Source organism: Streptomyces sp. Y309, assembly GCF_056712025.1.
Genome location: NZ_CM160048.1, coordinates 7,969,174 through 7,990,920, shown reverse-complemented (window position 1 = coordinate 7,990,920; position 21,747 = coordinate 7,969,174). Strand labels below are relative to the sequence as shown.

Genomic DNA, 21,747 nt, shown 5'->3' with positions numbered 1-21,747 from the left:
CTGCAGAAACCGCCAGTAGAATGGCCGACTGTGACTGCTGCGCCTGCAAAGCCCCGTATCCCGAACGTCCTCGCCGGGCGTTATGCCTCCACCGAGCTCGCCACGCTCTGGTCGCCCGAGCAGAAGGTGAAGCTGGAGCGCCGCCTCTGGCTCGCCGTCCTGCGCGCGCAGAAGGACCTCGGCATCGACGTGCCGGACGCCGCGATCGCCGACTACGAGCGCGTGCTCGACCAGGTCGACCTGGCCTCCATCGCCGAGCGCGAGAAGGTCACCCGCCACGACGTGAAGGCCCGCATCGAGGAGTTCAACGCCCTCGCCGGTCACGAGCACGTCCACAAGGGCATGACCTCCCGCGACCTGACCGAGAACGTGGAGCAGCTCCAGATCCGGCTCTCCCTGGAACTGGTCCGCTCCCGCACCGTCGCCGTCCTCGCCCGCCTCGGCAGGCTCGCCGGTGAGTACGCCGAGCTGGTCATGGCCGGCCGCTCCCACAACGTCGCCGCGCAGGCCACCACCCTCGGCAAGCGCTTCGCCACCGCCGCCGACGAGCTCCTCGTGGCCTACCGCCGCCTGGACGACCTCCTCGGCCGCTACCCGCTGCGCGGCATCAAGGGCCCCGTCGGCACCGCCCAGGACATGCTGGACCTGCTGGGCGGCGACGCCGACAAGCTCACCGAGCTCGAGGACCGCATCGCTACCCACCTCGGCTTCGACCGCGCCTTCACCTCCGTCGGCCAGGTCTACCCCCGCTCCCTCGACTACGAGGTCGTGACGGCGCTCGTCCAGCTCGCCGCCGCGCCGTCCTCCCTGGCCAAGACGATCCGCCTGATGGCCGGCCACGAACTGGTCACCGAGGGCTTCAAGCCGGGCCAGGTCGGCTCGTCCGCGATGCCGCACAAGATGAACACCCGTTCCTGCGAGCGTGTCAACGGCCTGACCGTCATCCTGCGCGGCTATGCCTCGATGACCGCCGAGCTGGCCGGCGACCAGTGGAACGAGGGCGACGTCTCCTGCTCTGTCGTGCGCCGTGTGGCCCTGCCCGACGCGTTCTTCGCTCTGGACGGCCTGCTCGAGACCTTCCTGACGGTCCTCGACGAGTTCGGCGCGTTCCCGGCCGTCGTCGCCCGTGAGTTGGACCGCTATCTGCCGTTCCTCGCCACGACCAAGGTGCTCATGGCGTCGGTGCGGGCCGGCGTCGGCCGCGAGGAGGCCCACGAGGCCATCAAGGAGAACGCTGTCGCCTCCGCGCTCGCCATGCGCGAGCAGGGCGCCGAGCGCAACGAGCTCCTGGACAAGCTGGCCGCCGACTCCCGCATTCCGCTGGACCGTGCCCAGCTCGACGAACTGATGGCCGACAAGCTGTCGTTCACCGGCGCCGCGAGCGACCAGGTCGCCGCGGTCGTCGCCCAGATCGAAGCGGTGCTCAAGGAGCACCCGGAGGCGGCGGCGTACACGCCGGGCGCCATTCTCTGAGGCGTATCGCTCGCCCCCGGGGCCGCCGGTATCGGCACGGCTCCGGGCGGCTCGGGCGTGCCCCCTGGGGCTCGGCCTCGGGGCTCGGCCTCGGTGAGGCGGGCCGTGGCTCGGGTTTGGGAGTGCTAGCTCCTCGCCCGGTGCGAGCCGCGGCCCGCCTTGCGTATGCGGACCACCACGAACGCCGCGACGGCCAGGGCGACCACGCCGAGGACCGCCTTGGAATACAGGCCGACGGCGTCGGTGACCTCGTGCCAGCGGCTGCCGAGTCCGTAGCCGAGGAGCACGAACACGCTGTTCCACAGCAGGCTGCCCAGGGTCGTCAGGCCCAGGAACACGGGCAGTGGCATGCGCTCGATGCCCGCCGGTATCGAGATCATGCTGCGGAAGATCGGGATCATGCGGCCGAAGAACACGGCCTTGGTGCCGTGCCGGGCGAACCAGTTCTCCGTCTTCTCTATGTCCGCCGTCTTCACCAGCGGCAGGCGCGCGGCGATGGCGACGGTGCGGTCACGGCCGAGCAGCGCGCCGACCCAGTACAGCGCGAGGGCGCCGACGACCGAGCCGACCGTGGTCCACAGCAGGGCGGACAGCAGACTGAACTTGCCCTGGCTGGCGGCGAAGCCGGCGAGCGGCAGGATCACCTCGCTGGGCAGCGGCGGGAACAGGTTCTCCAGCGCGATCGCCGCGCCGGCGCCGAGCGCGCCCAGCGAGTCCATGAGGTCGGCCGCCCACCCCGCTATACCGCCCGCGGGGGCGTCGGCGGGCGCGGCCGCGTATACAACGGACTGGAGGGAGCGCACGGATTCCGCGGCCGTCGCGGACGCGGACGTGGCGGCTGTGGCGGCCGACGCGACAGGCTCGGACGCGGCGGCGAAACTGTGCTCGGCAATGCCGTGCTCGGCGATGAGGATCATGTCTTCGACGGTACGAAACCCGCAGGCCACGGCGGTATGAGGGCGGCCGCAGAGTTCCACTGCGGACCGCCGCAGACCGGCCCTGCGGTCGACCGCAGGCAGCTTTACGGTTTTCCGCAGTCCGCCGCGCGCACCGCTCGGCTAGCGTGATTGATCATGCGAAACTTTCTCGCCCGCCGCCTGCGCGTCGCCGCCGGAGTCCTGCTCGGATTCCTCAGCGGCGTCGCCGAGTTGGCCATGACGCTCGTGTCCGGGCTGTGGCTGCTCGTCACACTCGGGCGCTCCGCCGACGCCGCCCGCGGCGAGCCCCGGATACTGGCGGCCGCCCGCTGGTGGTCCGAGCTGCAGCGGCGCCGGATGGCTCGCTGCTATGACACGGGCACGGCCGAGATGACCGCACCGCTGACCGGCATGCCCGCCCTCGCCTATGTGGCCACCCGCTGGACGGTCGGGATGCTGGGCGGCGTGGTGCTGCTGGCCGCGGCCATCGGCGCGGGCTATGCGTCGCTGCTGATGTGGGGCTGGTTCCTGGTCGACCTCGACCGGTGGCCGGTGACCATGGGGCTCTCCGGGCTCGGCGGCCTCTTCCTGCTCTTCCTGTCCACACAGGGAGTGCACGCCGTGGCGCTGATGGACGAGCAGCTGGCCCGCCACTTCCTCAGCCCCGGCGACCGCCACAGCCTGCAGCGCCGCATCGGCGAGCTGGCGAAGAGCCGGGCCGGAGTCGTGGAGGCCGTCCACGACGAGCGACGCCGCATCGAGCGGGACCTGCACGACGGCGTGCAGCAGCGCCTGGTCGCCCTCGGCATGCTGCTCGGCCGGGCCCGCCGCGCCCCGGACCCCGGCAAGTCGGCGGAGCTGCTCCGCCAGGCCCACGAGGAGTCGCAGCAGGCGCTGAAGGAGCTGCGGGACGTGGCGTGGCGCGTATATCCGGCGGCGCTCGACGAGGGCGGACTCGCCGCCGCCCTGGAATCGGTCGCCGAGCGCGCCGCGATACCCGTGCGGCTCGCCTGCGACCTGCGGGACACACCCCCGCCGACGGAGCAGGCAGTCGCGTACTTCGTAGCCGCAGAAGCCGTGACGAACGCGGTCAAGCACTCCGGTGCCGGCCACGTCACGGTGCGGGCCGACCGTGCGGGCGCGCTGCTGCGGCTGCGCGTCGAGGACGATGGCCGCGGCGGCGCCGACCCGTCCGGGAGCGGCCTGCTCGGTCTGACCCGCCGGGTCGCTGCGCTCGACGGTAAGTTGACGGTGGCCAGTCCGGCCGGAGGTCCCACCGTCATCACCGCGGAGTTGCCATGCGCGTAATGCTCGCCGACGACTCGACGCTGCTGCGCGAGGGCCTGGCCCGGCTGCTCGCCGACGAGGGACACGAGGTGACGGCGTCCGTGGGGGACGCGCAGGCCCTGCTCGAAGCGATCGCCACCGACCCGCCGGACGCCGCCGTCGTGGATGTGCGGATGCCGCCGACGCACACCGACGAAGGGCTGCGGGCCGCCCTGGAGATCCGCCGGACCTGGCCGGACACGGGCGTCCTGGTGCTCTCGCAGTACGTCGAACGGCGTTACGCCACGGACCTGTTGACCACAGCCACGGAAGGGGTGGGCTATCTCCTCAAGGACCGCGTCGTCCAGGTCGACGAGTTCCTGGACGCGCTCGACCGCGTCGGGGCGGGCCGGACGGCCTTCGACCCGGAGGTCGTACGCCAGTTGCTGACGTTCAGCAGCCATGTGGACCCGCTGCAGCGGCTGACGGAGCGGGAGCGTGAGGTGCTCGCCAAGATGGCGCAGGGGCATACGAACGCGGCCATCGCGGAGCAACTGCATGTGTCGCAGAGCGCCGTGGAGAAGTACGTCAACGCGATCTTCGACAAGCTGGAGCTGACCGACGTCAGCGGTTACAGCCGCCGGGTGCTGGCGATCCTGCGCTTTCTCGGCTCGTGACGCCGGCGGAGGGGGCGCTGCGTAGCGCCGCCGTCCGGCCTTGAGAGCGCAGGACCGCGTCTGGGGACGTCTGCCGGAATCCGGGGAGTCTGCCGGAAGACGTCTGTCGGAGGTCGCTGTCGGGGCCCGTCGGAGGTCGTCGTGGGCAGGTGGCTAGAGGCCGACGTCGCGGCTGCGGAAGTCCTCCAGGGACTCGCGTCGTACGAGAAGCCGGGCGTGGCCGTCGGCGACGGCGACCACCGGGGGGCGTCCGACGAGGTTGTAGCCGGAGGCCATCGACAGGTGGTAGGCGCCCGCAACGGGGACGGCAAGCAGGTCGCCGGGGCGGGTGTCGGAAGGGAGTTGGATGTCGGAGGCGAGCACGTCGCCCGCCTCGCAGTGCCGTCCGACGACGGTCACGGGTGCGGGCGCGGCGGTGGAGCGGCGGCCGATGAGGCGCGGCAGGTAACGCACGCCGTAGAGCGCGGGGCGCGGGTTGTCGCTCATGCCGCCGTCGACGGCGACGAAGGTGCGGTCGCTGGTGCGCTTGACCGACAGGACGCGGTAGAGGGCGACGCCCGCGGGGCCGGCGATGGCGCGCCCGGGTTCGACGGCCAGGCGGGGCACGGCGAGGCCTGCGGCGGCGCAGCTCTCGGCGAGTTCGGCGCGTACCTTGCGGGCCAGGGTGGTGATGTCGAGGGCGTCCTCGCCGGGCCGGTAGGCGATGCCGTGGCCGCCGCCGAGGTCCAGTTCGGGGAGGGTGATGCCGTGGTGGTCCTTGATGCGTGCCATCAGTCCGACGAGGCGGCGTACGGCGCACAGGAACGGCTTGTCGGTGGTGATCTGGGAGCCCAGGTGGCAGTGCAGGCCGACCAGTTCGAGGCCGGGCTGGTCGAGGATGCGGGCGATGGCGTGCTGCGCGGAGCCGTCGGTGATGGACAGGCCGAACTTCTGGTCCTCGGTGCCCGTCTGGATCTTGCTGTGTCCGCCCGCGGCGATGCCGGGGACGACCCGGACGAGGACCTTCTGGCGGCTGCCGGGCGGCACGGCGGCCGCAAGGCGGGCGATCTCGGAGGCACTGTCGATGACGATGCGTCCGACGCCGAGCCGCAGGGCGGAGCGCAGGTCGTCCGGGCTCTTGGCGTTGCCGTGCAGGACGATGCGGGAGGCGGGGAAGCCGGTGGTGACGGCGAGTTCGAGTTCGCCGGCGGAGCAGACGTCGAGGCCCAGGCCCTCCTCCTCGACCCAGTGCGCCATGGCGCGGCAGAGGAACGCCTTGGCCGCGTACAGGACGTCGGTCTCGGGGAAGGCGTGCAGGTAGGTGCGGCAGCGCTCGCGCACCTCGGCCTCGTCGAGGAGGTAGGCCGGGGTGCCGAAGCGGTCGGCGATCTCGGTGAGGGGTACGCCGCCGACGGCGAGGTCGCCGTGGGCGAGCCGCGTGGTGGAGTGAGGCCAGACGGTCAGGTCGTCGGAGGCGTCCATGGGCGGGGCGCCGACCGGGGCCGTGGTGTGGCCGGGTGTTGCGGGGATGTCCGCAAGGGTCATGGCAAGCTTCTCTTTTCGCCTCGTCGTCTTCACGTCGTCCTCGTCTCGAGCGCTGTGGGCGTCAGCGCGATCCTCGGCGCCGAAGGCGCCCTCGGGTCCTGCCGTCACCGTCGTCCTCGGGGCCGCGCCGTCCACCGACGTCCTCGGGCCCCTGCCGTCACTGTCGTCCTCGGGCCCCCGCCGTCACCGGCGTCCTCCGGTCCCCGCCGTCACCGGCGTCCGCGCCGTCGCACGGCTCCTCGGGCACCCCGGCAGCCCGGCACCCCGTGTCCCAGCGCCGGATTCACCGGTCCGGGTCCGGTCCGGGCAGCTTCAGCCGATCCAGGCGGTCAGGGCGCCGACGAGCGCCGCCGCTCCGGTGACGCGCAACGCGCCCACGGCCTGGGGGTCCCAGTCCTCCCAGCGGGAGGCGCGCCGAGCGGTGCCTGCGGCAGCGGCGGCGGGCCGGGGTGCGGCCGGCTTGAGCCGTGGGGCGGGCGAGGCGGGGGCGCGCCGGGGGTCCGAGGAGCCGGAGGTGCGCCCCTGGACCGGGGACGGGGACCCCGGGGTGCGGCCCGCGGCCGGGGAGCCGGGTGAGTGGTCGGTGGCCGTCGGACCGGGCGTGCGTGGCATGAGGCGCGGGTCGACCGTCACGCGGGCGACGCCCAGCGGTTCGGTGAGCGCACGCAGCGCCGGTTCGGAGAGCCGGATCCACGACTGCCGCGCACCGAGTTCGGCGGCGAGACGTTGCGACGTGGTGAAGGCGACGGCGGTGCGGCCGCCGACGGGAGTGCGGAACAGGCGGGCGACACAGCCCGCGGGTCCCGGCCGGACGGGAACGAACAGGGGTCCGGCCGGGCCCCGTTCGGAAGGCTCGGGGTCTTCTCCGTACACCATCTGCTGGGTCATGGAAATCCTCCTTGAGGAGCCTCGCAGGCCCTCGTCGGTCGGGCGGTCGCCGTGGGCCCGGTGGCGAGCGGGCGCGCACCGGGCACACGGTGACGTTATGCCCGGCACGGGGTGTCAACCGACCGGCCATGACGAGCCGTTGACGGAGATGTGGCGCACGCTGACACTCTGCTGACGCGCGGCGGCCCGGCTCACGCGCCCGAACGAGTGAGGGCGCGTACGGCTGCTGGGTACCGTACGGCACCCGCCGTTCCAGACCAGGTGGGCCCTGCAGCGCCGCCCCGCCCGCCCAGCGATCACCCCTCGAACCGATACCCCATCCCCGGCGCCGTGATCAGATGCCGCGGGTGGGCCGGGTCGGGCTCCAGTTTGCGGCGGAGCTGGGCCATGTAGACCCGCAGGTAGTTGGTCCGCGTGCTGTGCGTGGGGCCCCACACCTCGCCGAGGAGCTGCTGCTGGCTGACCAGGCGGCCGCGGTGGCGGACCAGGACCTCCAGGAGGTGCCACTCGGTGGGGGTGAGGCGCACGGCGCGGCCGTCCCGTAAGGCCTTCTTGGCGAGCAGATCGAGGGTGAAGCCCTCGGTCTCGACGACGGCGGCGGCGGCGGTGGTCTCGCCGCGCTCCGCGGAGCGGGTCCTGCGGGCGGCGGCCCGCAGCCGGGCGAGCAGCTCGTCCATGCTGAACGGCTTGGTGATGTAGTCGTCGGCGCCCGCGTCGAGCGCCGCGACCTTCTCGTCGGAGGCCTGGCGGGCGGACACGACGAGGATGGGCGCGCGGCTGAAGCCCCGCAGCCATCGGATCAGGTCGATGCCGTCCATGTCGGGCAGCCCGAGATCAAGGAGGACCACGTCCGGCGGACGCATCGACGCCAGACGCTGGGCCGTGCCCCCGTCGACCGCCGCGTCCACCTCGTACTTGCGTGCCTTGAGATTGATCTCCAGAGCCCGTACGAGCTGTGGGTCGTCCTCGACCACCAGCACCCGGGTCATCGGTGTGCCGCCTCCTGAAAGTGCGTGCGGGCCGGGCCCGCGAGAATTGTGCGGTCCTGTGAAGCAAAGCGCCCACCAGCGGATTCGCCGTCTCTCTTGACGTCTCTCATACGGCGGTCGGGACGGCGTTGACGGCTCTCTTACGGCTTGGCCATGCCTCGTTCACCAAGCCCGACGACCGGCGGGAGCTGATCATTCCGCCCGCCGCGCGCGCCGCAAGCCGCGCCGCAACCCCCGCTGTACGTCAGGCAATTGCGGGCGTCCCGGCCCGCGACCCCCCTCTGAGCCGCGGGCCGGGACGCCCGTCCGGACGGACGACCGGAACCGGATGTGCGGCGGGCACAGCCCCGGCCCCCGCATCCGAACTGTGCGTACTGCCGGCGGTGTCCGTCACACGCCCTGCAACCGCACATCACGGAGTCGGTCGTCCGTCCCCCCGTAGTGATCAGTCTTGGGTCCGTTCCGGCGCTTTCCGCTTTTGTTGACGCCGCCCTTATGCACCATCAGGCCTTCTTGACGAAGGCTTGACGGGCGTTCGGGACGGCCTGTCAGGAGGTCATAAATTCCCTGCCGCGAAGGTGATTTGGTGAGGTTGGGGCGGCTACCTTCCTGTCCGCACGGCCGCGCTCCGTGGCCGCTCCCCCACCGGAAAGTCACCTTCACCCATGCTTCCCGCCGCCCCGCAGCAGGCTCCGCACGTGCCCGAGAGCCAGTCGTCCGGGCGCAGTCCCGAGAACCGTCCCGGCCGCCGCCGACGGGTCCGCCCCGGCGGCGGCGTCGAGCCCGGGCAGCTCCTGAGGTCGGTCCCCGACGCGCTGCACAAGCTGCGCCCCCGCGCGCTGGTCAAGAACCCCGTCCTCTTCGTCGTCGGCTGCGGCGCGGTGATCACGACCGGGACCGCGGTGTTCGATCCGTCCGTGTTCTCGTGGATCATCAGTCTCTGGCTGTGGCTCACGGTGTTCTTCGCGAACCTCGCGGAGGGGGTGGCGGAGGGCCGCGGCAAGGCGCAGGCGCTCGCGCTGCGCAAGGCGCGCACCGACACGGTCGCGCTGCGCCTGCGACACAACTGGCGCGTGGGCACGGACGTGCGCGGCGCCGAGACGGAGGCGGTGGCCGCAACCGAGCTGCGGCCCTTCGACTTCGTCCTGGTCGAGGCGGGCGAGCTGATCCCGGCGGACGGCGACGTGGTCGACGGGGTCGCGGCGGTCGACGAGTCCGCCGTCACGGGCGAATCGGCCCCCGTCATCAGGGAGTCGGGCGGCGACCGCAGCGGCGTCACGGGCGGCACGACGGTGCTGTCCGACCGGATCGTCGTACGCGTCACCTCGCGCGCCGGGCACTCCTTCCTGGACCGCATGATCGCGCTGGTCGAGGGCGCGTCCCGGCAGAAGACGCCCAACGAGATAGCCCTGAACATCCTGCTCGCCGCGCTCACCATCGTCTTCGTCCTGGTCGTCGTGACCCTGCAGTCGATGGCTTCGTACGCGGACGCGGCGCAGCCCACGACCGTGCTCGTCGCGCTTCTGGTGACGCTGATCCCCACCACGATCGGCGCGCTGCTCTCCGCGATCGGCATCGCGGGCATGGACCGGCTCGTGCAGCGCAACGTGCTCGCCATGTCCGGCCGCGCGGTCGAGGCGGCGGGCGACGTGAACACCCTGCTGCTCGACAAGACCGGCACCATCACCCTCGGCAACCGCGAGGCCGACTCCTTCATGCCGCTGCCCGGTGTCGACGAGCTGCACCTCGCGGACGCCGCGCAGCTCTCGTCGCTGGCCGACGAGACGCCCGAGGGCCGCTCCATCGTCGTGCACGCCAAGAACAAGTACGGGCTGCGCGCGCCGGCGGAGGGCGAGCTGGCCAACGCGCGCTTCGTGGAGTTCAGCGCGCAGACCCGGATGAGCGGCATCGACCTGCGCTGGGACAACGGCGCGACCTGCGCCATCCGGAAGGGCGCCGCCGCCCAGGTGATCACCTGGGTGGAGCTGCGCGGCGGTCAAGTGCCGCCACAGGCACGGATGTTCGCCGACTCCGTCGCCGCGGCGGGCGGGACGCCGCTGCTCGTCGCGGTGCACGACTGGGACGGGCCGCGCGTTCTCGGCGTCGTCCAGCTCAAGGACGTGGTGAAGGACGGCATCCGCGAACGGTTCGCCGAGCTGCGCCGCATGGGCATCCGTACCGTCATGATCACCGGTGACAACGCGCTCACGGCGCGCGCCATCGCCCGGGAGGCGGGCGTCGACGACTTCCTCGCGGAGGCGACGCCCGAGGACAAGATCGACCTGATCAAGAAGGAGCAGGAGGGCGGCAAGCTCGTCGCGATGACGGGTGACGGCACCAACGACGCGCCCGCGCTCGCGCAGGCCGACGTCGGTGTGGCCATGAACACCGGTACCTCGGCCGCCAAGGAGGCCGGGAACATGGTGGACCTGGACTCCAACCCGACCAAGCTCATCGAGATCGTGGAGATCGGCAAGCAGTTGCTGATCACCCGTGGCGCCCTGACGACCTTCTCGATCACCAACGACGTGGCCAAGTACTTCGCGATCATCCCGGCGATGTTCGCGGGTGCGTACCCGGGCCTGGAGTCCCTCAACATCATGGGGCTGCACAGCCCGAAGTCGGCCATCACGTCGGCGATCATCTTCAACGCGCTGATCATCGTCGTGCTGATCCCGCTCGCCCTGCGCGGCGTGCGCTACACGCCCGCGTCCGCGCACGACCTGTTGCGCCGCAACCTGGCGGTGTACGGACTCGGCGGGCTCGTGCTGCCCTTCCTCGGGATCAAGCTGATCGACCTGGTGGTCTCGACGCTGCCGGGACTGAGCTGACGGCACTCCCCCTTGACGGGGCCCTCGCATCAGGGCCCCGTCAAGGGCATCAGGAGGCCGTCAAAGACCGTGAGCGGCGCTTGAAGCCCAGCTCACGGGCCAGTTAGATGGACGACGTGAACAGCTTCGTGCGCCATGACGACCGACCGCCTCATACGGTGGTGCCGGTCTCGCGCCCTGTTCACGTCACGGTGCGCTGACGCCGCACCACATCCCTCCCCGCCGTGACCGGCGCTCCTGACGAGCCCCCACGGCCTCTTCGTATCGCACCCTTCGTACCTCACGTATCCCACTCTTCGTATCGCATGCCGCGCGCCCTCGCCGGGGGCTGCCGAGGCGTGCCTCGACACAGGAACCGCTCATGTCTTCTGCCTCACTGTCCGGGCGCACCGCGCTCGTCACCGGCGCCACCTCCGGCATCGGCTACGAGACCGCCCGTCTCCTCGCCGAGCGCGGCGTCACCGTGCTCGTGCACGGCCGCACCGCCGACGAGGCCCAGGCCGCCGTCGACAAGCTCGTCGCCACGGCCGGCATCGACGTCGCGAAGTTGCGTACGTACGCCGCCGACTTCACCCACCTCGAGGAGGTCGAGCAGCTCGCGAGCCGCGTCGTCGCCGAACACCCGCACCTGGACGTGCTGGTGAACAACGCGGGCATGGCCGCCCCCGAGCGCCACACCATCACCGCCGACGGCAACGAGATCGCCTTCCAGGTGAACTTCCTCGCGCACTACCTCCTCACCAGCCTGCTCGAGCCGGCCCTCACCAGCGATCCGGGCGGTCGTGTCGTCAACGTGTCGTCGTCGCTGCACCGCACGGCGTCGATCTCGTGGAGCGACCCGAACCGGGCCCGCCGCTACTCGCGTCTGGCCGCCTACGCCCAGTCGCAGCTCGCCCTCACGGTCTTCGCCGCCGACCCGCGCGTGACCGCCGTGTCCGTGCACCCCGGTGTGTGCGACACCGCGCTCCTGCCGCTGTACGCGCACGAGGGCACGTCGGCCGCCGAGGGCGCCGCCCACGTGGTGCGCCTGTGCGACCCGGCCGTCGAGATCGTCAACGGCGCGTACTACGACCGCGCCGAGCGGGTCGAACCCGCCGCGGCCGCGACGGAGGACCGCACCGTCAAGCGCCTCAACAAGCTCGCCGCCCTGCTGGTCGGCCACTCATCTTGAAGGGATCGAACGCCTAGATGTCCAAGCGCGCACGCAAGAAGAAGGCACGCCGCAAGAAGAAGGCGAACCACGGCAGCAAAGCGGGTCAGCGCTAGGCGCTCCGCTGGATGTGCCGGGATGGGTCGTCGCTTGTCTGCGGGACCGTCGTGGCTGGTCGCGCCCACGCGGCGGAGCCGCACATGGGCAGCGCCCCGCGCCCCTTGCGGGGCGCGGTACAGCACCCCCCGCATGGTCAGCGGTGCGGCCCTCCCACGCAGGAGGGCCGCACCCACCCCACCACCCCCTCAGGAGAACCGCCCGTGATCCCGCTTCAGCGGTGCCAACTGCCCGCCCTCTCCAGCTGGTTCACGGCAGCCCGCCCCGGAACGGCCGCGCTGCCCGAGCACGTCTTCGCTCACGGCGTCGGCCAGTGGTGGGCCGACCGGGCCGACGCGCCGCGTGCCCTCGCGGTGTCCTGTGCCGGCCATGTGCTGCTGCGCGGCGACCCGCGCGCCGTGTCGCCGGGCGGCCTCGCGCCGTTCGCGGCCCAGCGCGTCGAGGCGCCCGCGCACTTCCTGCCGGTGCTCGGCGCCGCCTTCGACCGCCTCGTTCCGGCCGAACGCATGGTGTACGTCCACCGGGTGCACGTCGACGCCCCCCGGCCGCCGCGCGGAGTGCGCGTACGCCGCGTGTCCGGCGACGACGCGCTCGCGTTCGCGGCGCTGTCGCCGGACTCCGGCTGGCTGCACGCGAGTTGGGGCGGAGCGTCCGCGCTCGCCGCCTCCGGGCACGCCGTCGCCGCGTTCGACCGCGGCGGCCGGGTCGTCTCCGTGGCCTGCTCCTACTTCGCGGGCGAGGCGTACGAGGACGTGGCCGTCGCCACCGCGCCGGAGTACCGCCGCAAGGGCCTCGCGCACGCCTGCGTCGCCGCGCTCACCGCGGACGTCGCGGCCCGCGGCCGCACCGCGAGCTGGTCGTGCGCCCGCGACAACCGCCCCAGCCGCCTGCTGGCCTGGACGGCGGGCTTCCGTCTGGAGCGCGAGTACACCCATTACGTGGCGGGCGCCCCGCGCGCCGCCGAGGCATCGGGACGGGCGGCCACACCAGACACCCGCGTCCCGGCCGCGACGGCGCCGAACCCGACGCCCGCGCACCCGACCGTCTCCACCCCCACGTCCGCGTCCGCGTCCGCCTCCGCCTCCGCGAGGACCCCGGCCTGACAGGCCGCCCGGGAGCCCGCCCCACCCCGCCGACAAGGCGGCCTGTCGCCCCCCCTGTCACACCCCTGTTCCAACAGAACCCCACCCCTATAAATTACCCCCGGGTAATAACGTCTCGGCCGCCTCAGATCAAGACCGACGGGAAGAGTGCAAGGTCACAGCGGTGCCTCAGCACCGGGGCCGCATTCCGCCCTAGCATCGGAACATGACGGTCCTGCCTGATGACGGGCTTTCGCTGGCCGCCGAGTTCCCTGATGCGACCCATGAGCAGTGGCAGCGCCTGGTGGAAGGCGTACTGCGGAAGTCGGGTAAGGACGTATCGGGGGCGGCGGCCGAGGAAGCGCTGTCCACCGCGCTCGAGGACGGGCTCAGCACCCGCCCCCTGTACACCGCCCGTGACGCCGTGGCCGACGTGGGCCATCCCGGCTTCGCCCCGTTCGTACGCGGCGGCCGCGCGGCAGGCGGCGCCGCGACCGGCTGGGACGTACGGCAGCGGCACGCGACGAACGACCCCGCGCGCACGAACGAGTCCGTCCTCGCCGACCTGGAGAACGGCGTGACGTCGCTGTGGCTCACCCTGGGCCCGGACGCGCTGCCGGTGTCGGGTCTGGAGCGGGCGCTCGACGGCGTGTATCTGGACCTGGCCCCCGTCGTCCTCGACGCAGGCGCCGATGTCGAGCCCGCCGCGCGGGAGTTGCTGCGCCTGGTGGCGGCCGCGGGCGTCGCGAAGGACGCGGCGCGCGGCAATCTCGGCGCGGACCCGCTGGCGTACGAGGCGCGCACGGGCGAGGAGTTGAGCTCGGACGCGGCCGTCGAGCTCGCCCGGCTCTGCGGCCGTGAGTACGTCGGCCTGCGCGCGCTCACCGTGGACGCGCTGCCCTACCACGAGGCGGGCGGCTCCCCCGCGCAGGAGCTCGGCGCGTCGCTCGCGACCGGCGTCGCCTATCTGCGCCTCCTTACCGGCGCGGGGCTCACCCTCCAGGAGGCGTGCGCGCAGCTCGAGTTCCGGTACGCGGCCACCGCCGACCAGTTCCTGACCATCGCCAAACTCCGAGCGGCGCGCCGCCTTTGGGCCCGGGTGGCCGAGGCCAGCGGCGACGCCGCAGCGGGCGCGCAGCTCCAGCACGCGGTGACGTCGCCGGTGATGATGGCGCGCCGCGACCCGTGGGTGAACATGCTGCGCACGACGGTGGCCTGCATGAGCGCCGGTGTCGGCGGCGCCGACGCGGTGACGGTGCTGCCCTTCGACCACTCCCTGGGCCTGCCGGACGCCTTCGCGCGCCGCATCGCCCGCAACACCTCGACGATCCTCCTGGAGGAGTCGCACCTGTCCCGGGTCATCGACCCGGCGGGCGGTTCCTGGTACGTGGAGCGGCTCACCGACGAACTGGCCCACGCCGCCTGGGAGTTCTTCCAGGAGATCGAGCGTGCGGGCGGCCAGGCGGCGGCCCTGCGCTCCGGCATGCTCGGCGACCGCCTTGCGGCGACCTGGGCCGAGCGCGGCAAGAAGCTGGCCAAGCGCCGCGAACCGATCACGGGCGTCAGCGAGTTCCCGAACCTGACGGAGAGGCCGGTCGAGCGCGAGCCCGCGCCCGCAGGACCCACGGGCGGCCTGCCGCGGGTGCGTCGCGACGAGGCGTACGAAGCCCTGCGCGCCCGCTCCGACGCCCATCTCGCCGAGAGCGGCACCCGCCCGAAGGTGTTCCTGGCCGCGCTCGGCCCGGCCGCGGCGCACACCGCGCGTGCCGCGTTCGCGTCGAACCTCTTCCAGGCCGGCGGCGTCGAGGCCGTCCACGACCCGGTGTCCGTGGACGCGACGAGCGCCGCCGACGCCTTCCGGGCCAGTGGCGCCCGCGTCGCGTGCCTGTGCTCCAGCGACGCCCTGTACGCGGACGAGGCGGCCCCGGTCGCCGCGGCGCTGAAGTCGGCGGGCGCCGAACGGGTGTTCCTCGCGGGGCGGCCCGGTGAGTACGGGGAAGCCGTCGACGCGTACGTCTTCGCCGGCTGCGACGCCGTGGCCGTGCTCTCCTCCACCCTCGACCTCATGGGAGTGGCGCCATGACGATCCCCGACTTCTCCGGCATCGGCCTGGAGCCGGACGCGGCCCCGCGGGGTTCCGCCGAGCAGTGGCGCGCCGCGGTCGAGGCGGCCACCGGCAAGGACGCCGACGACCTGCTGTGGGAGACCCCGGAAGGCATCGCGGTCCAGCCGCTGTACACGGACGCGGACCTGGCGGGCGTGGACTTCCTGGGGACGTACCCGGGCGTCGCGCCGTATCTGCGCGGCCCCTATCCGACGATGTACGTCAACCAGCCCTGGACGATCCGGCAGTACGCGGGATTCTCCACCGCGCAGGAGTCCAACGCCTTCTACCGCCGCAACCTCGCGGCGGGCCAGAAGGGCCTCTCCGTCGCCTTCGACCTGCCGACGCACCGCGGCTACGACAGCGACCACCCGCGCGTGACCGGCGACGTCGGCATGGCGGGCGTGGCCATCGACTCCATCTACGACATGCGTCAGCTGTTCGACGGCATTCCGCTGGACAAGATGACGGTGTCGATGACGATGAACGGCGCCGTGCTGCCCGTCCTCGCGCTGTACATCGTCGCCGCCGAGGAACAGGGTGTGCCGCCGGAGAAGCTGGCGGGGACCATCCAGAACGACATCCTCAAAGAGTTCATGGTCCGCAACACCTACATCTATCCGCCGAAGCCGTCGATGCGGATCATCTCCGACATCTTCTCGTTCACCTCGCAGAAGATGCCGCGCTACAACTCCATCTCGATCTCCGGCTACCACATCCAGGAGGCCGGGGCGACGGCCGACCTGGAGCTGGCGTACACGCTCGCCGACGGCGTCGAGTATCTGCGGGCGGGGCGCGAGGCGGGCCTGGACGTGGACGCGTTCGCGCCGCGGCTTTCGTTCTTCTGGGCGATCGGCATGAACTTCTTCATGGAGGTCGCCAAGCTCCGCGCGGCGCGCCTGCTGTGGGCGAAGCTGGTCAAGCAGTTCGACCCGAAGAACGCCAAGTCCCTGTCGCTGCGCACCCATTCGCAGACGTCGGGCTGGTCGCTGACCGCCCAGGACGTCTTCAACAACGTGACGCGCACGTGCGTGGAGGCGATGGCGGCGACGCAGGGCCACACGCAGTCCCTGCACACGAACGCCCTCGACGAGGCGCTGGCGCTGCCCACCGACTTCTCGGCCCGCATCGCCCGCAACACCCAGCTCCTGCTCCAGCAGGAGTCGGGCACCTGCCGGGTCATCGACCCCTGGGGCGGCAGCGCGTACGTGGAGAAGCTGACGTACGACCTGGCGCGCCGCGCCTGGCAGCACATCCAGGAGGTCGAGGCGGCGGGCGGCATGGCGCAGGCCATCGACGCGGGCATCCCGAAGCTGCGCGTGGAGGAGGCCGCCGCGCGCACGCAGGCCCGCATCGACTCCGGGCGGCAGCCGGTGATCGGCGTCAACAAGTACCGGGTGGACACCGACGAGCAGATCGAGGTCCTGAAGGTCGACAACTCCTCCGTGCGCACCCAGCAGATCGAGAAGCTGCGGCGGCTGCGCGAGGAGCGCGACGACACGGTGTGCCAGGACGCCCTCGCCAAGCTGACGGCGGCCGCCGAGCGCGGCTCGGGCCCCGGCCTCGAAGGCAATCTCCTGGCCCTCGCGGTCGACGCGGCCCGCGCGAAGGCCACGGTCGGGGAGATCTCGGACGCCCTGGAGAAGGCGTACGGGCGGCACGCGGGCCAGATCCGTACGATCTCTGGTGTGTACCGCACCGAAGCAGGCCCGTCGCCGTCCGTGGCGCGCACCCGCGCGCTGGTCACGTCCTTCGAGGAGGCCGAGGGGCGCCGGCCGCGCATCCTGGTCGCCAAGATGGGCCAGGACGGCCACGACCGCGGCCAGAAAGTGATCGCGACCGCCTTCGCCGATCTGGGCTTCGACGTCGACGTCGGCCCGCTGTTCCAGACGCCCGGTGAGGTGGCGCGGCAGGCCGTCGAGGCGGACGTGCACATCGTCGGCGTCTCCTCGCTGGCGGCCGGGCACCTGACACTCGTACCGGCGCTGCGCGCGGAGCTGGCCGCCGAGGGCCGCGAGGACATCATGATCGTCGTGGGCGGTGTGATCCCGCCGCAGGACGTCGACGCGCTGCACGAGGCGGGCGCGGCGGCGGTGTTCCCGCCCGGCACGGTCATCCCCGACGCGGCGTACGACCTGGTGCGGCGGCTCGCCTCCGGGCTCGGCCACGAACTGCCCGACGCCGCCGAGGCCGCTGCCGGCAGTGGCGAGCTGTGAGCCGCTGACTCCATGGCACCGAGGATCGATCTCGACAGTTATGTGAAGGGCGTGCTCGACGGCAAGCGCGCGCACATCGCGCGCGCGATCACGCTCGTGGAGTCCACCAAGGCCGAACACCGGGCGCTCGCCCAGCAGTTGCTGACGCAGCTGCTCCCGCACTCGGGGCGGGCGCGGCGGATCGGCATCAGCGGGGTGCCGGGCGTGGGCAAGTCCACGTTCATCGACGCGCTCGGCACGATGCTGACGTCGATGGGCCACCGGGTCGCGGTGCTCGCCGTCGACCCGTCGTCGACGCGGACGGGCGGCTCCATCCTGGGCGACAAGACCCGCATGGAGCGCCTGTCGGTGGATCCTTCGGCGTTCGTGCGGCCCTCCCCCACGGCGGGGACGCTCGGCGGCGTCGCGAAGGCGACCCGCGAGTCCATCGTGGTGATGGAGGCAGCGGGGTACGACGTGGTGCTCGTGGAGACCGTCGGCGTCGGCCAGTCGGAGACGGCCGTGGCGAACATGGTCGACACGTTCCTGCTCCTCACCCTCGCCCGCACCGGCGACCAGCTGCAGGGCATCAAGAAGGGCGTCCTGGAGCTGGCCGACGTGATCGCGGTCAACAAGGCGGACGGCCCGCACGAGCGGGACGCGCGCTCGGCGGCCCGCGAACTGGCGGCTGCCCTGCGCCTGATGCATCCTCCGGACTCGGCGTGGACCCCGCCGGTCCTGAGCTGCAGCGCCCGCGAGTCGAAGGGCCTCGACACCCTCTGGGACCGGCTCGAACAGCACCGCGCGCTCCTGGACTCCACGGGGCGCCTGGCCGCGAAGCGCCGCGACCAGCAGGTCGACTGGACCTGGACGATGGTCCGCGACGAACTGCTCGGCCGGCTGTACGCCCACCCCGACGTGCGGCGGCTCACGCCGGACCTGGAAGCGCGGGTGCGGGAGGGGACGCTCACGGCCACCATGGCGGCGGAGCGGATCCTCGGCGCGTTCCAGGGCGACCGGAGTGACCAGGGGGAAGCGACAACTCGGCCCCAGGGAGAGGGAAGCGGCCGGATCCAGGGAGGGGAACAGCCCAGTGAGTGACGACGCACCGCCGGTTCTGACGAGGGTCGAGGGCCGGGCCGGCCACATCGTCCTGAACCGGCCGCGCGCCCTGAACGCGCTCGACCACCCGATGGTCCGCCTCGTCGACGAGGCGCTCACCGCGTGGGAGCACGACGACGCGGTCCGCACAGTGGTCGTGACGGGAGCGGGCGAGCGCGGCCTGTGCGCGGGCGGCGACATCCGGGCCGTACGCGACGACATCCTCGCGGGCGGGGGCGCGGCGTCGGCGGCGTTCTGGCACGCCGAGTATCTGCTCGACGCCCGGATCGCGCGCTACCCGAAGCCGTACGTCGCCGTGATGGACGGCTACGTCATGGGCGGTGGCGTCGGCATCTCGGCGCACGGCGACGTGCGGATCGTCACCGAGCGGTCGCAGGTCGCGATGCCGGAGACGATCATCGGCTTCGTCCTGGACGTCGGCGCCACGTATCTGCTGTCGCGGGCGCCGGGCGAGCTCGGCACGCATCTGGCGCTGACCGGCGCGGCGGCGGGCGCGGGCGACGCGCTGCTGTGCGGCCTCGCCGACCACTTCGTTCCCTCGGAGCGCCTCGCGAAGTTCACGGCGGCGCTCGCGGACGCCGACGCGACGGACGTCGTGCGGACGTACGCCCAGGCGGCGCCGGAGGGCGAACTCGCCGCGCGCCGCGCGTGGATCGACTCCTGCTATGCCGCCGACTCGGTGGAGGAGATCGTCGACCGCCTGCAGTCCAGTGGTGAGCGGGCCGCGAAGGAGGCGGCCGAGGTCCTGCTCTCGCGCTCCCCCACGGCGCTGAAGGTCACGCTCGCCGCCCTGCGCCGGGCGCGTGCGCTGGACTCGCTGGAGGAGGCGCTGAACCAGGAGTACCGCGTGTCGTGCGCGTGCCTGACGGCGCCGGACTTCCCCGAGGGGGTGCGCGCCCAGGTCGTCGACAAGGACCGCAGGCCGCGCTGGTCGCCCGCCGATCTCGCGTCGGTGTCGGAGGCGGACGTGGAGCGCTTCTTCGGGCCCTGCGCGTTTGGGGAGTTGGGGCTCGGCTCCTGACAGCCCCTTACGGCGGGTCCACCTCCGTGATCACGGCGAGGAGCTGTAGGGCCCGCCGCTCGCCCCAGTGGGCCACCCCCAGGGCTATCCAGCGGCCGTCGGCCCGCCACAGGTGGAGGTCCGGGACGGATTCGCTGAGCGTGGCCCACGGCTCCGGGACCGGCTCGCCCTCGCCGTCTGCCTCCTGGGCCAGGAGGCGGACGAGGACGCTGGTGAGACTGAAGATCTGGGGCTCGCCCCAGCGCTGCGACAGCAGGACGGTCAGGGCGTCGCGCTCGGCCTCGTACTCCTCCTCGGTCTCCTCGTGAGCCGTGGCGTCGTCGTCCCACAGCTGGTCATGCGTCGATAACTCCGCGATGTGGAAACCCGGCCCGCCATGGCCGTGCTCCGACCTGCCGGGCGCCGCGGGGAAATCCCGGGCGCGCAGCAGGTCGATCGCGGCGATGTGGTCTGCGCTGCTCATGTGTCCAGTAAAGCCGCCGCCACTGACAATTGGCTGCCCGTCAGGCATCCGACGACTGGCTGGTCGTCAGCCAGGCTTTGCCCCTGACCGTGGCCGACGACCGGCGAGGCGTCAGCCGGGCCTGGGCCTGACCCCTCGACCGGCGAGGCGTCAGCCAGGACTGGACCTGACCCCGGCGGCCGGGCCCTCACGCGTCCCGCCGTCGCACCGCCCACCACCCCGCCGCCAGCGCCGCCCCGGCCCACACCGCCGTCACGCCGAGGCCCGCCCACGGGCCGAGCATCCCGCTGGGGTCCTCGCGCAGGATCTGCTGACCGGCCCGGTCGGGCAGGAACTGCGCCACGCCGCCCGCCATGTCCCCGATCACGAACGGGACGATCAGGGTGAACGGGATCAGCACGCCGAGCACGGCGGCCCCGCTGCGCAGCACCGCCGCGAGTCCCGCCGCGAGCAGCGCCATCAGCGCGAGGTAGACGCCGCCCCCGAAGCAGGCGCGCACGGCTCCGGGGTGGCCGAGTCCGATCGCGTCCTCCCCGAGGAAGGCCTGTCCGCCGAGGAACGTGGTGAAGCTGGTGACGAGGCCCACCAGGAGTGCCGCCGCACCCAGGACGGCCGTCTTCGCGCCGTAGAACAGCCCGCGGCGCGGCACGGCGGCCAGCGAGACCCGCAGTGCGCCATTGACGTACTCGGAGCTGACGGCGGTGGCACCGAAGCTGATGGCGGCGACCTGCCCGAAGTTGAACGCGTAGAAGGCCCCGAAGAGGGGGTCGGCGTCGGCGTTGTCGGCTTCCGCGCGGCCGACGGTGGCGAAGACGAGGACCGTGATGGCGACGGTCACGACGAACACCGCGACGAGCGAACCGACGCTCCCCCGCAGCGACTTGATCTTGATCCATTCGGAGTGGAGCACGGCGGACGTGGACACGGTCAGGCCTCCTGGAGGGGTGCGGGAGCCGCGGAGGACGCGGAGAACTCCGTCTCGGCGGCGGTGAGTGCGAGGTACGCCTCCTCCAGGGAGGCCTCCTCATCGGCGAGTTCGAGGATCGGCACGCCGTCGCGGGCGGCGAGCCTGCCGATCTCCTCGGCCCGGACGCCGTCGACCGTCCAGCGGCCGTCGTCCGCCTCGGCCAGCTCGTGCCCCGCGCGGGCGAGCACCGCGCGCAGCCGGGCCGGGTCGGTGGTGCGGGCCCGGACGCGCGGCCTGCTGTGCCCCGCGATGAACTCCCGCATCGGGGTGTCCGCGAGCAGCCTGCCGCGGCCGAGGACCACCAGGTGGTCGGCAAATGTGGCCGTCTCGTTCATGAGGTGGCTGGACACCAGGACGGTGCGTCCCTCGCGGGCCAGGCCCGTCATCAGCTCGCGGATCCAGATGATGCCTTCGGGGTCGAGCCCGTTCGACGGCTCGTCCAGGAGCACCACGGCGGGGTCCCCGAGCAGCGCGGCGGCGATGCCGAGGCGCTGGCGCATGCCCAGGGAGTACGTCTTCACGCGGCGCCCCGCGACGGCGGACAGGCCGGTCTCCTCCAGGACCTCGTCCACGCGCGCGGCGGCGATGCGATTGCTGGCGGCGAGCGCGCGCAGGTGGTTGCGGGCGGTCCGGGACCCGTGCGCGGCCTGTGCGTCGAGCAGGGCGCCCACCTGCCGCAGCGGCTCGTCGTACGTAGCGTAGGGGCGCCCTCCGACGGTGGCGGTGCCGGCGGTCGGCCGGTCGAGGCCGAGCACGAGGCGCAACGTGGTGGACTTTCCGGCGCCGTTGGGGCCGAGGAAGCCGGTGACCTGGCCGGGGCGGACACTGAACGTCAGGTCGTCCACCGCGCGGGTGGTGCCGTACTCCTTGGTGAGCTGCTGGACGTCGATGCTGGTCATGGGGACAGCGTCGTGGCGCGGAGGGGTGCGGGGCCTCCCCCGCCCGGGGAGATCGTCTCCCC

General features: G+C 72.5%; 18 protein-coding genes. 11 read left to right on the top strand and 7 right to left on the bottom strand.

Translation table 11 applies throughout. The features are described 5' to 3' along the window. Positions 1 to 30 precede the first annotated feature (30 nt). Positions 31 to 1,473, top strand: a complete 1,443-nt coding sequence (gene purB, locus AC0KTA_RS33360; RefSeq protein ID WP_481051913.1) for an adenylosuccinate lyase — start codon at positions 31 to 33, stop codon at positions 1,471 to 1,473. A 125-nt stretch (positions 1,474 to 1,598) separates the two neighbouring features. On the opposite strand, the gene AC0KTA_RS33355 is transcribed toward purB, so the two are convergent. Beyond that, entirely contained in the window at positions 1,599 to 2,390 is a 792-nt protein-coding gene (locus AC0KTA_RS33355) for a DedA family protein (RefSeq protein ID WP_481051912.1), read from the bottom strand. Positions 2,391 to 2,546: 156 nt separating this feature from the next. On the opposite strand from AC0KTA_RS33355, the gene AC0KTA_RS33350 reads away from it, so the two are divergent. Next, on the top strand, positions 2,547 to 3,698 hold the full coding sequence (locus AC0KTA_RS33350) for a sensor histidine kinase (protein WP_481051911.1): 1,152 nt from the start codon (positions 2,547 to 2,549) through the stop codon (positions 3,696 to 3,698). Beyond that, positions 3,698 to 4,333, top strand: a complete 636-nt coding sequence (locus tag AC0KTA_RS33345) for a response regulator (RefSeq protein ID WP_481056652.1) — start codon at positions 3,698 to 3,700, stop codon at positions 4,331 to 4,333. The genes AC0KTA_RS33350 and AC0KTA_RS33345 overlap by 1 nt, the downstream gene beginning before the upstream one ends. A gap of 153 nt (positions 4,334 to 4,486) precedes the next feature. Here AC0KTA_RS33345 and lysA read toward each other — a convergent pair whose 3' ends face one another. The 3 genes from lysA to AC0KTA_RS33330 all read right to left on the bottom strand — a co-directional run bounded on the left by lysA (position 4,487) and on the right by AC0KTA_RS33330 (position 7,734). Continuing rightward, a complete protein-coding gene (lysA, locus tag AC0KTA_RS33340) occupies positions 4,487 to 5,857 on the bottom strand; it encodes a diaminopimelate decarboxylase (RefSeq protein WP_481051910.1) in 1,371 nt (456 codons plus the stop codon). A gap of 312 nt (positions 5,858 to 6,169) precedes the next feature. Continuing rightward, entirely contained in the window at positions 6,170 to 6,745 is a 576-nt protein-coding gene (locus tag AC0KTA_RS33335; RefSeq protein WP_481051909.1) for an SAV_915 family protein, read from the bottom strand. Between the two features lie 296 nt (positions 6,746 to 7,041). Beyond that, positions 7,042 to 7,734 carry a response regulator gene (locus AC0KTA_RS33330; protein WP_481051908.1) on the bottom strand — a complete coding sequence of 231 codons (693 nt, stop codon included), beginning with the start codon at positions 7,732 to 7,734 and terminating at the stop codon, positions 7,042 to 7,044. Positions 7,735 to 8,399: 665 nt separating this feature from the next. On the opposite strand from AC0KTA_RS33330, the gene kdpB reads away from it, so the two are divergent. The 8 genes from kdpB to AC0KTA_RS33290 all read left to right on the top strand — a co-directional run bounded on the left by kdpB (position 8,400) and on the right by AC0KTA_RS33290 (position 19,356). Continuing rightward, positions 8,400 to 10,565, top strand: a complete 2,166-nt coding sequence (gene kdpB / locus AC0KTA_RS33325; protein WP_481051907.1) for a potassium-transporting ATPase subunit KdpB — start codon at positions 8,400 to 8,402, stop codon at positions 10,563 to 10,565. A gap of 361 nt (positions 10,566 to 10,926) precedes the next feature. Then, the gene (locus AC0KTA_RS33320) at positions 10,927 to 11,736 is read left to right on the top strand and encodes an SDR family NAD(P)-dependent oxidoreductase (RefSeq protein ID WP_481051906.1); all 810 of its coding nucleotides are present in this window, start codon (positions 10,927 to 10,929) and stop codon (positions 11,734 to 11,736) included. A 17-nt stretch (positions 11,737 to 11,753) separates the two neighbouring features. Beyond that, complete coding sequence (locus AC0KTA_RS33315; protein WP_376729081.1) at positions 11,754 to 11,831, top strand: 50S ribosomal protein bL37; 78 nt, start codon at positions 11,754 to 11,756, stop codon at positions 11,829 to 11,831. A 204-nt stretch (positions 11,832 to 12,035) separates the two neighbouring features. Further along, a complete protein-coding gene (locus tag AC0KTA_RS33310; RefSeq protein WP_481051905.1) occupies positions 12,036 to 12,935 on the top strand; it encodes a GNAT family N-acetyltransferase in 900 nt (299 codons plus the stop codon). A 205-nt stretch (positions 12,936 to 13,140) separates the two neighbouring features. Beyond that, the gene (gene mutA / locus AC0KTA_RS33305) at positions 13,141 to 14,997 is read left to right on the top strand and encodes a methylmalonyl-CoA mutase small subunit (protein WP_481051904.1); all 1,857 of its coding nucleotides are present in this window, start codon (positions 13,141 to 13,143) and stop codon (positions 14,995 to 14,997) included. Beyond that, entirely contained in the window at positions 14,994 to 17,234 is a 2,241-nt protein-coding gene (gene scpA / locus AC0KTA_RS33300) for a methylmalonyl-CoA mutase (protein ID WP_481051903.1), read from the top strand. The genes mutA and scpA overlap by 4 nt, the downstream gene beginning before the upstream one ends. A gap of 12 nt (positions 17,235 to 17,246) precedes the next feature. Continuing rightward, positions 17,247 to 18,314 carry a methylmalonyl Co-A mutase-associated GTPase MeaB gene (gene meaB, locus AC0KTA_RS33295; RefSeq protein ID WP_481051902.1) on the top strand — a complete coding sequence of 356 codons (1,068 nt, stop codon included), beginning with the start codon at positions 17,247 to 17,249 and terminating at the stop codon, positions 18,312 to 18,314. Further along, a complete protein-coding gene (locus tag AC0KTA_RS33290) occupies positions 18,307 to 19,356 on the top strand; it encodes an enoyl-CoA hydratase/isomerase family protein (RefSeq protein WP_481051901.1) in 1,050 nt (349 codons plus the stop codon). Before meaB ends, AC0KTA_RS33290 begins: the two co-directional genes overlap by 8 nt. 7 nt (positions 19,357 to 19,363) lie before the next feature. On the opposite strand, the gene AC0KTA_RS33285 is transcribed toward AC0KTA_RS33290, so the two are convergent. The 3 genes from AC0KTA_RS33285 to AC0KTA_RS33275 form a co-directional block, all read right to left on the bottom strand. Continuing rightward, positions 19,364 to 19,819 carry a hypothetical protein gene (locus tag AC0KTA_RS33285; protein ID WP_481051900.1) on the bottom strand — a complete coding sequence of 152 codons (456 nt, stop codon included), beginning with the start codon at positions 19,817 to 19,819 and terminating at the stop codon, positions 19,364 to 19,366. 187 nt (positions 19,820 to 20,006) lie between these two features. Next, complete coding sequence (locus AC0KTA_RS33280; RefSeq protein WP_481056651.1) at positions 20,007 to 20,750, bottom strand: ABC transporter permease; 744 nt, start codon at positions 20,748 to 20,750, stop codon at positions 20,007 to 20,009. After that, a complete protein-coding gene (locus tag AC0KTA_RS33275) occupies positions 20,747 to 21,685 on the bottom strand; it encodes an ABC transporter ATP-binding protein (protein ID WP_481051899.1) in 939 nt (312 codons plus the stop codon). The genes AC0KTA_RS33280 and AC0KTA_RS33275 overlap by 4 nt, the downstream gene beginning before the upstream one ends. Between the last annotated feature and the right edge of the window lie 62 nt (positions 21,686 to 21,747).